Origin of the sequence: Amaricoccus macauensis, assembly GCF_014201905.1 — a bacterium.
Taxonomy (GTDB): domain Bacteria; phylum Pseudomonadota; class Alphaproteobacteria; order Rhodobacterales; family Rhodobacteraceae; genus Amaricoccus; species Amaricoccus macauensis.
The window spans coordinates 1,025,956-1,040,716 of sequence record NZ_JACHFM010000002.1 but is presented as its reverse complement, the minus strand read 5'-3'; the positions used below and the strand labels follow the sequence as shown (position 1 = coordinate 1,040,716).

At 68.5% G+C, this 14,761-nt stretch carries 12 protein-coding genes and 1 pseudogene; 5 read left to right on the top strand and 8 right to left on the bottom strand.

Annotated features, from left to right (window positions below; all coding sequences use genetic code 11):
• Positions 1-9: 9 nt before the first annotated feature.
• Positions 10-420, bottom strand: coding sequence for a DUF3775 domain-containing protein (locus tag HNP73_RS12400; RefSeq protein ID WP_184149610.1), 411 nt, complete (start codon positions 418-420; stop codon positions 10-12).
• 160 nt (positions 421-580) lie between these two features.
• Here HNP73_RS12400 and fumC point away from each other — a divergent pair, with 160 nt between their 5' ends.
• Positions 581-1,972, top strand: coding sequence for a class II fumarate hydratase (gene fumC / locus HNP73_RS12395; RefSeq protein WP_184149608.1), 1,392 nt, complete (start codon positions 581-583; stop codon positions 1,970-1,972).
• A 729-nt stretch (positions 1,973-2,701) separates the two neighbouring features.
• On the opposite strand, the gene HNP73_RS12390 is transcribed toward fumC, so the two are convergent.
• Complete coding sequence (locus HNP73_RS12390; protein ID WP_184149606.1) at positions 2,702-3,418, bottom strand: RlmE family RNA methyltransferase; 717 nt, start codon at positions 3,416-3,418, stop codon at positions 2,702-2,704.
• 59 nt (positions 3,419-3,477) lie between these two features.
• A complete protein-coding gene (locus HNP73_RS12385; protein ID WP_184149604.1) occupies positions 3,478-4,599 on the bottom strand; it encodes a Ppx/GppA phosphatase family protein in 1,122 nt (373 codons plus the stop codon).
• A gap of 181 nt (positions 4,600-4,780) precedes the next feature.
• Between HNP73_RS12385 and HNP73_RS12380 the strand changes: the two genes are divergently transcribed.
• The gene (locus HNP73_RS12380) at positions 4,781-5,842 is read left to right on the top strand and encodes a hemin-degrading factor (protein WP_184149602.1); all 1,062 of its coding nucleotides are present in this window, start codon (positions 4,781-4,783) and stop codon (positions 5,840-5,842) included.
• 49 nt (positions 5,843-5,891) lie between these two features.
• Here the strand turns inward: HNP73_RS12380 and HNP73_RS12375 are convergent, their stop codons facing one another.
• The 4 genes and pseudogenes from HNP73_RS12375 to HNP73_RS12360 all read right to left on the bottom strand — a co-directional run bounded on the left by HNP73_RS12375 (position 5,892) and on the right by HNP73_RS12360 (position 10,176).
• Complete coding sequence (locus HNP73_RS12375) at positions 5,892-7,094, bottom strand: DUF3300 domain-containing protein (protein WP_184149599.1); 1,203 nt, start codon at positions 7,092-7,094, stop codon at positions 5,892-5,894.
• A gap of 205 nt (positions 7,095-7,299) precedes the next feature.
• A pseudogene (gene aqpZ / locus HNP73_RS12370) lies at positions 7,300-8,000 on the bottom strand (aquaporin Z).
• A gap of 100 nt (positions 8,001-8,100) precedes the next feature.
• Positions 8,101-9,663, bottom strand: a complete 1,563-nt coding sequence (locus tag HNP73_RS12365; RefSeq protein WP_184149596.1) for an amino acid permease — start codon at positions 9,661-9,663, stop codon at positions 8,101-8,103.
• A 321-nt stretch (positions 9,664-9,984) separates the two neighbouring features.
• A complete protein-coding gene (locus HNP73_RS12360; protein WP_184149593.1) occupies positions 9,985-10,176 on the bottom strand; it encodes a hypothetical protein in 192 nt (63 codons plus the stop codon).
• Positions 10,177-10,453: 277 nt separating this feature from the next.
• Here HNP73_RS12360 and HNP73_RS12355 point away from each other — a divergent pair, with 277 nt between their 5' ends.
• Positions 10,454-11,764: a DEAD/DEAH box helicase gene (locus HNP73_RS12355; RefSeq protein ID WP_184149589.1), complete on the top strand. Its 1,311-nt coding sequence runs from the start codon at positions 10,454-10,456 to the stop codon at positions 11,762-11,764.
• A gap of 49 nt (positions 11,765-11,813) precedes the next feature.
• Here HNP73_RS12355 and HNP73_RS12350 read toward each other — a convergent pair whose 3' ends face one another.
• On the bottom strand, positions 11,814-12,848 hold the full coding sequence (locus HNP73_RS12350; RefSeq protein WP_184149587.1) for an LGFP repeat-containing protein: 1,035 nt from the start codon (positions 12,846-12,848) through the stop codon (positions 11,814-11,816).
• 458 nt (positions 12,849-13,306) lie between these two features.
• On the opposite strand from HNP73_RS12350, the gene rpsD reads away from it, so the two are divergent.
• Both rpsD and HNP73_RS12340 read left to right on the top strand, forming a co-directional pair.
• The gene (gene rpsD / locus HNP73_RS12345) at positions 13,307-13,927 is read left to right on the top strand and encodes a 30S ribosomal protein S4 (RefSeq protein ID WP_184149584.1); all 621 of its coding nucleotides are present in this window, start codon (positions 13,307-13,309) and stop codon (positions 13,925-13,927) included.
• A gap of 137 nt (positions 13,928-14,064) precedes the next feature.
• Positions 14,065-14,751: an aspartate/glutamate racemase family protein gene (locus HNP73_RS12340; RefSeq protein ID WP_184149570.1), complete on the top strand. Its 687-nt coding sequence runs from the start codon at positions 14,065-14,067 to the stop codon at positions 14,749-14,751.
• Positions 14,752-14,761: the final 10 nt, after the last annotated feature.

Here is a 14,761-nt window from a genome sequence, read left to right as displayed (position 1 = left end):
GCTCCCTCGTCAGTACTCCCCGCTCTCCATCAGGTCGGTGCCGTCCATCAGCCGGTCGACACCCTCCTCGAGATAGTCGGCGACGTGCGGATGCGCGAGCAGGTACGCCGCGGTCGCCCCCTCGTGCCGCTCCGCGGCGAGCGTCAGCGCCTCGGAGAACTCCTCAGGCTCCACGTCGCCCCGCCCGAGCCACATGAGCGCCACGAGCTGGGCCTGCTGGTCCGGCTCCAGGTCGTCGATCAGGGCTTCGAGTTCGGCCCGCGTCAGATCGTCGTCGTCTTCCTGCAGGGTTGCGGGGCCCTCGTCGTCGGTCGGGTTCGACCCCGAATCGGGAGAGACCAGGCCTTCCCGGGCCATCACCGCGCGCAGCTTGAAGATCAGCTCCTGCAGAAGCTCCGGATTGAGGTCGAACTCGTCCATGACATGTCCCTGCCGGTTCCGTCAGCAGGAGCTTATCACGGGTGGAGCACGCTTCACCACTGGTGCCGTGATCGGCACGCGACGGTATGCAAATCGCCGTTGGACGTCTCGCCCCGGGGCCGCTAAGAGAGCGCCAGCATCTGACGAGGAGATGAAGTCCATGACGGCGACCCGTACCGAAACCGACAGCTTCGGCCCGCTCGAGGTTCCGAGCGACCGCTATTGGGGAGCGCAGACCCAGCGGTCGATCCTGAACTTCCCGATCGGCTGGGAGAAGCAGCCGGTGGCCGTGGTTCGCGCCCTCGGGATCATCAAGCAGGCGGCGGCACAGGCGAACATGGAAGCCGGTGTTCTCGACGCGAAGATCGGGGAGGCGATCGTTGCCGCGGCCGACGAGGTGGCCACGGGCAAGCTCGATGATCACTTCCCCCTCGTCGTCTGGCAGACCGGGTCGGGCACCCAGTCGAACATGAACGCGAACGAGGTGATCTCGAACCGGGCGATCGAGATTCTCGGCGGCGAGATCGGCTCGAAGAAGCCGGTGCATCCGAACGACCACGTCAACATGGCGCAGTCCTCGAACGACACCTTCCCGACGGCGATGCATGTCGCCGTGGCGATGACCGCGCGGGACGTGACGCTGCCGGGCCTGCAGAAGCTGCACGGCGCGCTGGCGGAGAAGGCCGAGGCCTTCAAGGACATCATCAAGATCGGCCGCACCCACACCCAGGACGCGACGCCGCTGACGCTCGGGCAGGAGTTCGGCGGCTACGCCTTCCAGGTCGAGCAGGGCATCAAGCGGGTGACCGCGGCGCTGCACAACATCTATCCGCTGGCGCAGGGCGGCACGGCGGTCGGCACCGGGCTCAACACCCGCAAGGGCTTTGCCGAGGCGGTGGCCGCGAATATCGCCAGGATCACCGGGCTGCCGTTCGTGACCGCGCCGAACAAGTTCGAGGCGCTGGCGGCGCACGACGCGCTGGTCGAGATGTCGGGCGCGCTGAAGACGGTCGCGGCCTCGCTCTTCAAGATCGCCAACGATATCCGTTTCCTCGGGTCGGGGCCGCGCTGCGGGCTGGGCGAGCTCATCCTGCCGGAGAACGAGCCGGGCTCGTCGATCATGCCGGGCAAGGTGAACCCGACGCAGGCCGAGGCACTGACCATGGTCTGCGCCCACGTCATGGGCAACGACGCGGCGGTGGGATTTGCCGGCAGCCAGGGCCACTTCGAGCTCAACGTCTTCAAGCCGATGATGGCCTACAACGTGCTGCAGTCGATGCAGCTGCTGGGCGATGCGGCCAGCGCCTTCACCGACAACTGCGTGGTCGGCATCGAGGCGGACGAGGAGCGGATCTCGAAGCTGATGTGGGAGAGCCTGATGCTGGTCACGGCGCTGGCGCCCACGATCGGCTATGACAACGCCACCAAGGTGGCCAAGACCGCCCACAAGAACCGCACCACCCTGAAGGAAGAGGCGATCAACCTCGGCTTCGTCGATGCGGAGACTTTCGATCGCGTGGTTCAGCCGAAGGACATGCTCGGGCCGAAGTGATCGGGCGGGACTGGTCGAACTGACCGGGGCGCGCACATTGCGCGCCCCACTTATGTATTGGAATTACCTGATATTTCCGACCGTTACCGGATTTCAATCCAGGTGAACGCCGTGGATCGCCCCACCGTCAGAAGATGAAGTCCGGCACCTGAGAGGCCGAGGTGAGGGACGCCCGCGCGCCTGGTGACGATCGTCGGCCCGGCTGCAGCGTCACGGCCGGTGTTGCCACAGGCGGTGCGGTTGATGTCCTCGATCGTGCTTCGGAGACTGATCGGGTGCGCAGCGCGCGCACCCGTCAGCTTGAGCGCACAACAAGTGCGGTAACAAACCAGAACGCAAGTATCCCGAAGGGACGGGGGGCCGCTTGCGGGAAGTGAGTAGTTTTGGGGAAAACTATTCAGGGAGAATTCTCAATTGGAGACCCCTTGTCTATAGCATCTCTCTCGATAAGCGGAAACAACTTTCGACGACCGGGCCAGATCCGGCTCTGTTGCAGGTGTGTCTTGCGCCCCTGAAGTGTGAGGTCGGGGTGGCGCTCATCCTGAGGCAGGTGGGCCGCGTCCGGGGGGGGGGCCGGACGCGGCCTTTGCCGCGAATCGGTGCGCGCGGGAGCGCGCAGAGTCTTCTTTTCCGGTTTTCCGGCTGTTGCCGGAAAACGACTGCTCTCCAGGTTTCAAGGCCGTATGAAAACCCCCGGGACGGCTGCAGGCGCAGCGTCGGCGGGGCGGGTCAGCTTTCGGGGCGGGCGCGGAAGCCGGTGGCGACGAGGTACTTCTCGGAGGAGTCCTTGCGGCTGGCCGGCGGCTTCATGTGCTGGACCTTGGCAAAGCCCCGGTTCAGCCATTTCACCAGGGTCGCGTCGGCGCCGCCGGCCAGCACCTTGGCGACAAAGGCGCCGCCGGGGGCCAGCACGTCCATGGCGAATTCCGCGGCCGCCTCGACCAGCGTGGTGATGCGCAGGTGGTCGGTCTGCGGGTGGCCCGAGGCGGGCGCGGCCATGTCGGAGAGCACGACGTCAGCCTGACCGCCGAGCGCGGTGCGCACGGTCTCGTCCGCGCCCTCGTCGAGGAAGTCGAGCTCGATGAGTTCGGCGCCGGGGATCGGCTCGACCGGTGTCAGGTCGACGCCGAGGACGCGGCCCTGCGGCTTGTTCCTGCGCTCGTGAAGCGCGTTCGTGCGGGCGACCGCCACTTGCGTCCAGCCGCCGGGGGCAGCGCCGAGGTCGACGATGCGGCCGCCCGGCTGCAGCAGGTGGAAGCGGTCGTCGATCTCGATGAGCTTGTAGGCGGCGCGGCTGCGGTAGCCCTCGATGCGGGCGCGTGCCACATATGGGTCGTTGAGCTGGCGCTCGAGCCAGAGCGTCGAGGAGAGCTTTCGGCCCTTCGCGGTCTTCACCCGCACCCGGAGCTCGCGGCGTCCGCGGCCCGATCCCGGCTTGTCGGTCATCTTTTCCATCCTTTTCGGCACGGCGGCGGCGGCACCCGCACGCCCGGCCGGCGCTGTCGCTATTCCGCCCAGATCCCGTCGCAGAAGGCGCCGCGCGCGTTCATCATCGCGAAGAGCATCCCCTCGCGCAGGCCGCGGTCGGCCACCCGCATGGATTCCGTCGGCCAGATCCGCAGCAGCGTCTGCAGGATCGCCGCGCCGGACATGATGAGTTCGGAACGGTCGCGCCCCAGGCCGATGTCCGAGCGCCGGCCATCGGGGCCGAGGCGCAGGAAGCGGGCGATCACTTCCTCGATCGCCTGCGCCGAGAGCCGCATGCCGTCGACCTTGCGGCGGTCGTAGCGCCGGAGGCCGAGGTGTGCGGCGCCGACCGTGGTGACCGTGCCGGAGGTGCCGATCATCTGGAAGGTCTCGGGATTGTCGCCGGTCAGGTGTTCGAGGTAGGGCTTGAAGCCGGAGATCCGCTCCTCGAAGTACCACGACATCAGCGCGAAGCGGGCGCTGTCGTCGCTCACGTCGGCGTAGCGCTCGTGCAGGGTGGCGACGCCGAGGGGCACGGAGATGAAGTCGACGATGCGGGCGGTGTCCGGGCCCTGCTCGCCACCGGACATTTCAAGGTTGACGATCGCCTGGGCCCGGCGCGACGGATCGACGCTCGAGAGGTCGAGCCAGACCAGTTCGGTCGAGCCGCCGCCGATGTCGAAGACCAGCACCTGTTCGGCCTTCGACGAGACCAGCGGCGCGCAGGAGATCACCGCGAGGCGGGCCTCTTCCTCGGGCCGGATGACTTCGAGGGCGAGGCCGGTCTCGCGCGCGGCGACAGCGAGGAAGTGGCTGCCGTTGCGGGCGCGGCGGCAGGCTTCGGTGGCGACGAGCCGGACGTTTTCCACCTGATAGCGGGCGAGCTTGCTGGCGCAGACATCAAGCGCCGCGAGGGTGCGGCCGATGGCGCCGCGGGAGAGGTGACCGGTGCGCTCAAGGCCGGAGCCGAGCCGGACCGACTTGGCAAAGGCGTCCACCACGCGAAAGCGTCCGGCATCCGGCGTTGCAATGAGCATCCGGCAGCTGTTCGTGCCCAGGTCGAGGGCCGCGTACAAGTCGGACTCCGGCGCCGCCAGATCGCGGCGCCTCGGAACGAACGCGACACACTCCTGCGCAGACTCCGTCAAGTCCCGCGCCATATGTAGAAACCAGAATTTCTGTGCCCGGTGTACCGTTCCCCGGGCGTTTGGACGAATGTTACATGACGGGTCGCGGCGTGGCAACATCCTGCCGAGGCGTCCGGGACTTGCCGGGGGAGTGACGGGGGCCTAGTTTCGCGGCTCCGGGCCGGGTGCCGGCCGCCGTCGTGGAGGCGTGCCGATGTCCAGCCAAGAGCTTGCCACTGATCTTCTCGAGCGCGAGGCGGCGCTCAGGGCCGATGGTGCCAATCCGCGGATGCGCGATGCGGCGGCGGCGCTCGGGGTGCCGGAGGCGGCACTTCTCGAAGCGCGGCGCGCGGGCGGTGCGGCCGTGCGCCTCAGGCGGGCCGATGTGGCGGAAGGGTTCGGGACCATTCTCGCGCGGCTTCCCGAGGTTGGCGAGGTGATGGCGCTGACCCGCAACGAGACCTGCGTCCACGAGTTGACGGGACGGTTTTCCGAGCCGGCCTTCGAGGGAGCCATGGGGCAGGTGGTGGGTGAGATCGACCTGCGGCTTTTCATGCAGCACTGGCGCTATGGCTACTGCCTCGACGAGGATACCCGCTCGGGCCCGCGCCGGAGCCTGCAGTTCTTCGATGCGACGGGGACGGCGATCCACAAGGTCTACGCGACCGGCGGCACCGATCGGGCGGCGTTCGACGCGATCGTCGCGGCGGTGGCCGATCCCGATGCGGCGCCGGCGGCGTTCGTGCTGCCGAAGCCGCGGGCCGGGGAGCGGCCGGACGGCGAGATCGACGTCGCGGGCTTTCGCGCGGCGTGGGACGGGCTCGGGATGACCCACGAGTTCTTCATGATCCTGCGCCGGTTCGGGGTGACGCGGGCGCAGGGGATGCGGCTCGCCGGGCCGGAGCGGGCGCGGCAGGTGCCGGTGAGCGCGCTTCGCGCCGTGCTCGACGGGGTGGCGGCGGAGGGTGTGCCGATCATGGTCTTCGTCTCGAACCCGGGTTGCGTGCAGATCGAGACCGGTCCGGTGCAGCGGATCGTCGAGGTCGGGTCGTGGCTGAACGTGCTCGATCCGGGCTTCAACCTGCATCTCGACACTGCGGGGGTCGCGGGGGCGTGGGTGGTGCGCAAGCCCTCGGTCAATGGCGAAATCCATTCGCTGGAGGTCTATGACTCGGCGGGGGATCTGGCCTGCCAGATCTTCGGGCACCGCAAGGCCGGCGGGCGGGAACTGGCGGAGTGGCGCGGGCTGGTGACCGGGGTGGCCGGGGCCGCCTGAACGGCCCGGGCGCTTCCGGGAGAACACCCGGGCGTCGGCGGCTGCGTGATCAGGATTTGCAGGCCGGATCGTTCGGGTGGTGCCTGCAGGCCTCGGACGGGCGATGCTCCTGGCTGTTCTGGTGGGCCTCCCGGGTACGAGTCGCCTGGCTTGGTGCCGCTTGGTGCTCGGTGCCCTGGGTCTGCGCTTCGTGCCGCTGGTGGCGATCGCGCTCGGTGGTGGGCGATTGCGGCCGGGCCGCGTCGTTTGCCTGCGCCCGCCGGTGTTCAGGCGTCTTGCCGGCTGCGGACGGCTGGTGTTCCGATGAAGGTCGGCTGGCCGGGGCGGTGCTGGCGGATGGCTCAACGGGGCGGTGCCGGTTGGCCGAGGCGGGCGCCGGAACCGGGGCGGTCGAGGCAACGGGGGCCGGGTTCGGGTGGCCGGGTCCGCGCGGCGGCGGTGCCCAAGGCGCCGGATTCGGACCCGGGCGCGCGTAGAGAGCCTCCCGCCGCCAGTCGATCGCGTCCTGGTGCCAGTAGTTCGCCCATCCGTGATTGCCGTCATTGCCGTTGTTGTGACTGTTGTTCCAGAGGCTGGAGACGAGCAGGCCCGCGCCGAAGCCGATTGCGCCGGCGACGATGGGGTTGGCGCCGGTGGCGATGGGGGCCGGTCCGGCATAGGCCACGTCACGATCGACGTAGACGGTCTCGGGGTCGTACTGCGGCACGTAGACCACCTTCGGGTCGGCCGGGCGGATGGTGATGCCGGAGTCGCCGCGGCTCACGACCTGTGCGGTGTTGCTCGTCAGGTTGCCCTTGTCCATCGCCTCCGAGCGCATGGTCTGGATCGCTGACATGACGTCGGCGTGGTCGCTCGCGAAGGCGGTGCCGAGGTCGTCGGTCCAGCTCGTCTGGTCGGCCATCCGGCTGAGGACGCTCGGGAAGCCGGAGAGGAGGACGAGGATGCTCTGGTCCCATTGGCCGGCGGAGACCGCGTCGGCGAGGTCACTGTCGCTCATGTTCGGCGCCCGGGCGATCAGCGCGCCGGCGGCGTTCACCTGATCGGGATAGGTCGAGGCGACGAGGACCTGGGCGAGGAGCGCGTCGGGGTAGAGGGCGATGGGAGCAACCAGCTTGTCGAGCTGTGCCGCGGTGTAGCTCGCGGTGGGCAGGCTCGACGAGGAGGTGGTGGTCGCTGGCTCCGACTGGGTGACGGCGTTGCTCAGGCGCTGGGCGAGCGTGGCGCTGACATCCTGCGCGTTGGCCATATTCATGGCCGACGCTGCGCCGAGAACTGCGACAAGAGCGATGACGGAGGTGAGGGTGCGCATGATGCTGAGACCACTTCTGCGGGCGATGTGCCCCGCCGCAGAAGTGGGATGGGTCTGTCCCCTCGTCGATGCCACACGCTTCACGAGTTCGGGGTTGCCCGCCCTCAGGGTCGCCCGCCGCGTCGGGACGCGGCGGGCGGTGTTTGCCTCAGGCCACGTTCTCGGCAGCGGGCGCGAGCAGAGCCTTCCAGATCACCGCGCCGATGGCCGCGCCGATGAGCGGCGCCACCCAGAAGAGCCAGAGCTGGCCGGTCGCGCCGGTTTCGGCGAAGAGGCGACCGCCGTGGAGCGGGCCGGGTTGACGGAGGTGTTGGTCACCGGGATCGAGACGAGGTGGATGAGGGTGAGGGCGAGGCCGATGGCGATGCCGGCGAAGCCCGCCGGGGCCTTCGGGCTGGTCGCGCCGAGGATGACGAGCAGGAAGCCTGCCGTCAGCACGACCTCGATCAGGAAGCAGGCGAAGAGGCTGTAGCCGCCCGGCGAGTTGGCACCGTAGCCGTTCGAGGCGAAGCCGCCGGGGACCCAGTCAGCCTTGCCCGAGGCGATGGCGTAAAGGATGAGCGCCGCGACGAAACCGCCGAGAACCTGGGCGATCCAGTAGGGGATGAGCTCGCCCCAGGAGAACCGGCCACCGATGGCGAGGCCGAGCGAGACCGCCGGGTTGAAGTGGCCGCCGGAGATCGGACCGACCGCGTAGACCATGGTGAGCACGGTGAGGCCGAACGCGAGCGCCACGCCGGCGAAACCGATACCGAGCTCGGGGAACGCCGCGGCGAGTACGGCACTGCCGCAGCCTCCGAACACCAGCCAGAATGTGCCGATGAACTCGGCGGAAAGCTTGTTGATCACTGTCGTCCCCTCGATGTGGATCGGGCCGTTCATTGACCCTTGAAACCGCCTATACGCGGCCCTCCTGCCGGAAGCGAGAGGGCCTTTCCGGCAATATTGCTCAGTGGCGCCGACCTTTTTCACCGACGGCTTGCTCGGCCTTTTCAATCTCAGCTTGCCTGCGCGAGATCACGTCGCCGATCGGCGGGCCCTGGAAGCGCCGACGCTCGAAGCCGAACCAGACAACAGCTGTCAGCAGGAAGAAGCCGACAGTAATGTAGAGCGCCCAGTCGTTCGGCGGCTGGATGCCGATGACGAAAATCAGCACCATCGAGATCACCGAAAGCACCGCGAAGACGGTGAAGACTGGGCGGCCGAGGTCCCACGGGCCCATCTTGTCCCACTTCGGCGTGCCCCACGCGAGAAGGCCGAGCACGATCGGGACGGTGAACGAGATGAAGAGGAAGATGACCGTGCAGGAGACGACGATGGTGTAGGCGGAGGTGCCGGCGACCGAGACGAGCGACGATCCCCAGACGAAGAGCACCGCGAGCGTCGCGGCGGTCCAGATCGCCGCGACCGGCGTGCGGTAGGTCGGGCTGACCTTCGAGAGCGACTTCGAGCCGGGCAGGCCGCCGTCTCGGGCGAAGGCGAAGATCATCCGCGAGGCGGAGGTGACCGTGGCGAGGCCGCAGAGCAGCTGTGCGACGAAGACCACGAGGTAGACGAATTCCTTCACGCCGGCGCTCACCTGCTGGTCGAAGGCCCAGAAGAAGACGTTCCAGCCCTGCGCCGCCGCCTGATCCATGTCCGGGATCATGAGGACGAACGAGGCGAGGAAGAGGTAGCCGAAGAGCGCCGACCAGACGACCGACATCACCATGGCGCGCGGCACGGAATGTGCCGCCTTGAACGTCTCCTCGGAGGTGTGCGCCGAGGCGTCATAGCCGGTGATCGTGTAGATCGGCAGCAGCAGGCCGAGGGCGAAGACCCAGCCGTTCGAGACCGCCGGCCAGACGTTGCCACCGGCCTCGCCGGAGTAGTTCCTGAAGCTGAAGAGCCGGCCGAGGTCCCAGCTGTCCGCCGCGATCAGGCAGACGACGGCGATGAGGATCGAGCCGAAGAAGATCAGCCATCCGGAGAAGTCGGTGAGGCGCGCGGTGAGCCGGATCCCCATGTGGTTGATGAGCGCCTGACCGCCGGTGATGATGATCAGGAAGATCGTCTGGGTGAGAAGCGTGTTCTCGATGCCGAGCTTCGGCCCGAACGCCCCCATGAAGAAGGTCCACGTGCCGACGTTGATGGCGCCGAGCACGGTGATGAGGCCGAGCAGGTTCAGCCACGCCGTTACCCAGCCGGTGCCGCGGTTGCCGAGGATCGAGCCCCAGTGATAGAGGCCGCCGGCCGTGGGGTAGGCCGAGCTGATCTGTGACATGGCGACGGCAAAGACGAGGCTGACGAAGCAGCCGACCAGCCAGCCGATGCCGATGCCGATGCCGCCCGAGCCAGAGGTCGCCTGCGCCAGTGAGTTGATGCCGCCCGACAGGATGCAGATGATCGAGAACGAGATCGCGAAGTTGGAAAAGCGGCTCAGGGTTCGCTGCAGCTCCTGGGCATAACCCATGCCGTGCAGCGCCCTGATGTCGTCGTTTCGATCCTGATCGGAGTAGTCGTGCTGCGGCATTCGCCTCCCCCCGGGGTCATGTCTGGGCGGGCGTGGGCAATCCGCGCGCGGAGCCAGCTTCTGGCGAAAGCGAACAACGCGTGAGACGCGCCCGTCAATTCAAACCTGAGGCCGGGCCGGCGTGACGTGACTTCCGCTTCGCCGTTCGAGCGGGGTTTGCGCGACTTTGCGGCAGACAGGTGGTCAGTGCCGGCGGATCAGGCATCCGATATCGTTCCCGCAGGGGCGTTCACGGGCGCCCGGGCATAGCTGCGCCACGGTCGCGAGTCGCGTCGGGACGCGCCGTCCCGTGCGGGCAGCCTGCCGGTCGGGAGCCCGAAGTCAGTCGCTGGTCGCGGCGCCGAGCGTCGCGCCGGTGACGGCTCCGGCGGCGGTTCCGATCACCGGGCCGCCGACCAGTGTCCCGACTGCCGCACCGCCGAGGCCGCCGCTTGCCGCCCGGGACGTCGGGTTGCTGCCGCACCCCGGGAGGACGAGTGCCGCGAGGCCGAGGGCAACGATTGCTGTGCGCATCGAAAGTCTCCTTCGTGGCCTCAACGCGGCAGGGCCTTGTTCGCTCCCGGACGAGCACTCCGCGCTGATCGTGGAAACGTCTTGCCGCAGCGCGGCAAAACCCATATATGGGGACCTCGCGCCGCGGTCTGATACCCGGCTTGCGACAGCGGTGGCGCAGGGCCCGCCTGTCTCATGGACTGGGCCACACCGACAACCGGATTTTCGTCACATGCGCCTGACGAGGGGCCATGGCCCGCCAACGCCTGACCGGCCGCGGCGGGGAGGATGACAAGTATTGACTGAACAGACCTTTGCCGCACTGGGCGTTGCCCAGCCGCTCGTCGATGCGCTCACGCGTGCGGGCCTCACCTGTCCGACGCCGATTCAGGTGGCGACGATCCCGGCGCAGCTCGAGGGCCGCGACGTGCTCGGCGTCGCGCAGACCGGCACCGGCAAGACCGCCGCGTTCGGCCTGCCGATGGTGCAGGCGATCCACGGGCTGAAGGGGCGCCCGACGCCCAAGACCTGCCGTGCGCTCATTCTCGCGCCGACGCGCGAGCTCGCCGTGCAGATCGAGACGAGCCTGCGCAGCTATGCCGGCGGGCGGCTCTCTACCCAGCTGGTGCTCGGCGGCATGTCGCGCAGCGCGCAGGTGCGTGGCATCGGGCGTGGCGTCGACGTTGTGATCGCGACGCCGGGGCGCATCATCGACCTGGTGGACGAGGGTGACCTGCGTCTCGACGAGACCCGCTTCGTGGTGCTCGACGAGGCCGACCGGATGCTCGACATGGGCTTCATCAATCCGGTGCGCTCGCTCGTGGCGAAGCTGCACCCGCGGCGGCAGTCGCTGCTCTTCTCGGCGACGATGCCGGCGGAGATCGAGACGCTGACGAGGGAGTTCCTGAAGGATCCGCTGCGGGTCGAGGTGGCGCCGCAGTCGACGGTGGTGCCGAAGATCGAGCAGACCGTCGAGCTGATGCCGACCGCGGACAAGCGGGCGCGGCTCCTGGCACTCGTGGGCGACCCGGAGGTGGGGCGTGCCATCGTCTTTGCCCGCACCAAGCGCGGCGCCGACCGGGTGGCCGAGAACCTGCAGAAGGACGGCGTCGACGCCGAGGTGATCCACGGCAACAAGGCGCAGAACGCCCGGCAGCGGGCGCTCGATGCCTTCCGCGCCGGTCGCGTCCGGGTGCTCGTCGCCACCGACATCGTGGCGCGCGGCATCGACGTGCCGGGGATCACCCATGTGGTGAACTACGACCTGCCCGACGAGGCGGAGTCCTATGTCCATCGGATCGGGCGGACCGGGCGCAATGGCGCGGCCGGGATCGCGGTGACGCTCTGCGCGCCGGACGAGGTGGACAAGCTGCGCGCGGTGGAGAAGATCACCCGCACGCGGCTGCTCTCGGCGGACGTGCGTGGCGAGCCGGCCCCGAAGAAGCATCAGGGCCGCCCGGGTGGCCGTGGCGGCGCGCCGAAGGCTGCCCACGGCAAGCCGTACCAGCCGAAGCCGCATCAGCCGAAGCCGGCCCATGGCGGCGAGGCTCAGAAATCCGGCCCGCAGCGCCGCCGTCCGCGCCGCCCGCGCATCACCCGCGCGGCCTGAGGCATCATCACCGGCGGCGCGTGCGCGCCGCCGGTTCCCAGAGCCCTGGTCAGATCGGCAGGACGTTGAAATACGCCTTGTAGCGGCCGCCGCTCGCCTCGGCGACGGACGTGTCCAGCTTGTAGTCGACGCTGCCGTCATGCCACGTCGCCTGCCGCGCGAACAACACGAGTTGCCGGCCGGAGACCACGAGCTGACTGTGACCGATCCTGCTGCCCCTCGACCCGGCGATGGGTGGCGAGAGCAGGTGGCGCTCCAGTTCCATCTGGTTCCCGGTTTCCCCTACGGCTTCCTCCACAAGGGTCTGGACGGCGGCGCGACAACGGTCTGGCGCGCAGCACCGATGGCCGGTGAACAGGGTCATGATGGTGATGTCCAGCGGCTCGCCGCGGAACACCTCCATGCTGTCGCGGCCGGCGTCGCCACGGTCGATCCGATGAAAGACCCGGCTTCTGAAGGCTCGCGCCGGGATCGGTGCGTCCGGGGCCGCGATGCCGATGACCGCGCAGGGCTCGCCATCGGTCGAGTTCCGGTTGCCGGGCATCTGCTCCAGGCATTTCAGCCCGGTGAAGCTGAGGCTGATGCCCGAAAGGTCGACGGCCCCGCTGTCGTTCCACCAGTAGATGCTGCCGTGCTGGAACCGGCTGCGCCGCCCGTCCTCGGAGAAGTCTTCCTCGTCGCCGATCGGGTAGCCGAGGTAGGAGTCCACCCCGCCGAGTTCGTCCCAGCGGCCGCGGATGTCGCCTCCGACCACGACGGCCGGGGTCCGTGGGCTCCGGTAGATCGAGCGTCCCCCCGTGAAGTGGCTGACGCGGCCCGAGCCGTCGGGCGTCGGCATCTCGTCGCAGGTTGGCCGCCCCCATCCCGCGCCGCCGAGCGCGCGCCACTTCCGGCAGATCGCGCCGTGGACCTCGAAAGCGCGCCTGCCGTCGAGATCGCAGACAACGGCACCGTGCCGGCAGTACCAGACGGTGGGCCTTTTCTGCTCGACGGGCCCGAAGAACGCCGCGCCCCCCATGACGTCGAACTTCCTCTGCAGAAGTGCCGTGTGGATGAAGATCAGCGAGCTCGGGATGCGGGGCATGCGAGCATACGGGTTGAAGGCTCGACGAGGCGGACCCGGATCGATGGAAAGGGCAGGGACATTGGGCAAGTCTCCTTCACTTCGCGGCGAGGCGTGGCGGCAAACGTGCCGCGACTCCTGATCGGGATACGTGAGAAAGCGGATGCTCCGGTCGAAGGACACGGTACCATGCCTTCTACGTATTCGTTAGCTGTCGATAGCGTACGTTTTACAGGGTGCGACGATTGAAACATCTCAGCCTGCCACGGGTTGCCGGTATTTCGGAGTCGGTGGATCGGCCCGTATCCGCCCGATCGCGAAGCCCTGCGCATTGACACCCGGCATTTGCCGTTATAAGCGCCCCCGACCGTCCGGTTGGGGCGGTGGATTTGGCGCTCGTGGACCCCGCAAGGGGAATCCTGTCGGCCGGGGAAGCCCCGGCAGAGGAGACGCCGGGATAATTTGGAAAGGATACACCCGTGACCAAGCGCACGAGTGCGAAGTACAAGATCGACCGCCGCATGGGCGAAAACATCTGGGGGCGCCCGAAGTCCCCGGTGAACAAGCGCGAGTACGGCCCCGGCCAGCACGGCCAGCGCCGCAAGGGCAAGATGTCGGATTTCGGCACCCAGCTCCGCGCCAAGCAGAAGCTCAAGGGCTACTACGGCGACCTGACCGAGAAGCAGTTCCGCCGGATCTACGACGAGGCCGAGCGTCAGCGCGGTGACACGCCGGAGATCCTGATCGGCCTGCTGGAGCGCCGGCTCGACGCGGTGGTCTACCGCGCCAAGTTCGTGCCGACCGTCTTCGCCGCCCGCCAGTTCGTGAACCACGGCCACGTCGCCGTGAACGGCCGCCGCGTCAACATCGCCTCCTACCGCGTGAAGGAAGGCGACGTGATCTCGGTCCGTGACAAGTCGAAGCAGCTCGCGATCGTGCTCGAGGCGATCGGCTCGCCCGAGCGGGACGTGCCGGAGTACCTGGCCGTCGACCACTCCAAGCTCACCGCAGAGTTCGTGCGCTCGCCGTCGCTCTCCGACGTGCCGTATCCGGTGATGATGGAGCCGAACCTCGTCGTCGAGTACTACGCGAAGAACTGACCGCGTCCCTTCGGGGGACTGTGGCGGCCGCGGGCACCAGCCCGCGGCCGTTTGCGTTCCCGGGTCGTGCGAGGGTGGTGGACCGCGCGCCGCCGGGCCGGCATCCTGTCTGCGATACGGTGCAGGGGGGCGGTGCGGTGCATGTCGGTCTGATCACCGGGCTCGGGCCCGCGGCTACGGTCGTCTACTACCGGCGCCTGACCGAAGCCGCCGCCGCACGCGGCTGCCGGCTGGAACTGACCATGGTCGAGGCCAGCATCCGCGAGGTGCTGGCGAACAACCTCGCCGGTCGGTCGCGGGAACAGGCGGAGGTCTTCGCCGGGCTGCTACACCGCCTGAAGGCGGCGGAGGCCGAGGTTGCCAGCATCACGGCCATCGGGCCGCATTTCTGCTGGGAGGAGACGCTGACGCTCAGCCCGTTGCCGCTCGTCTCGGCGATCGCCCCGCTCGATACCCACTGCGCGACGCACGGGCTTCGGCGGGTGGGGCTGCTTGGCACGGCGCGGGCGATGGAGACGCGGCTTTTCGGGCAGATGGTGCGGACGTGCGTCCTTGTGCCGGAGGACAGCGCGGCGGTGGGCAAGGCCTATCAGGACATGGCCGTCGCGGGCCGCTGTGACGAGGCGACTCGCCGGCGGCTCTTCGCGGCGGGGGCGGAGATGATGGCGCATGGCGCCGAGGCGGTTGCGCTCGCCGGCACCGACCTCTTGCTGGCCTTCGACGGGCGCGATCCGGGCTTTCCGGTGATCGATGCGCTTGAAGTCCATGTGGCGGTGCTGGCCGATCTCGCCACGGACCGGACATCGCTCGCGGACATTGCCTGAGGCCGGCGGT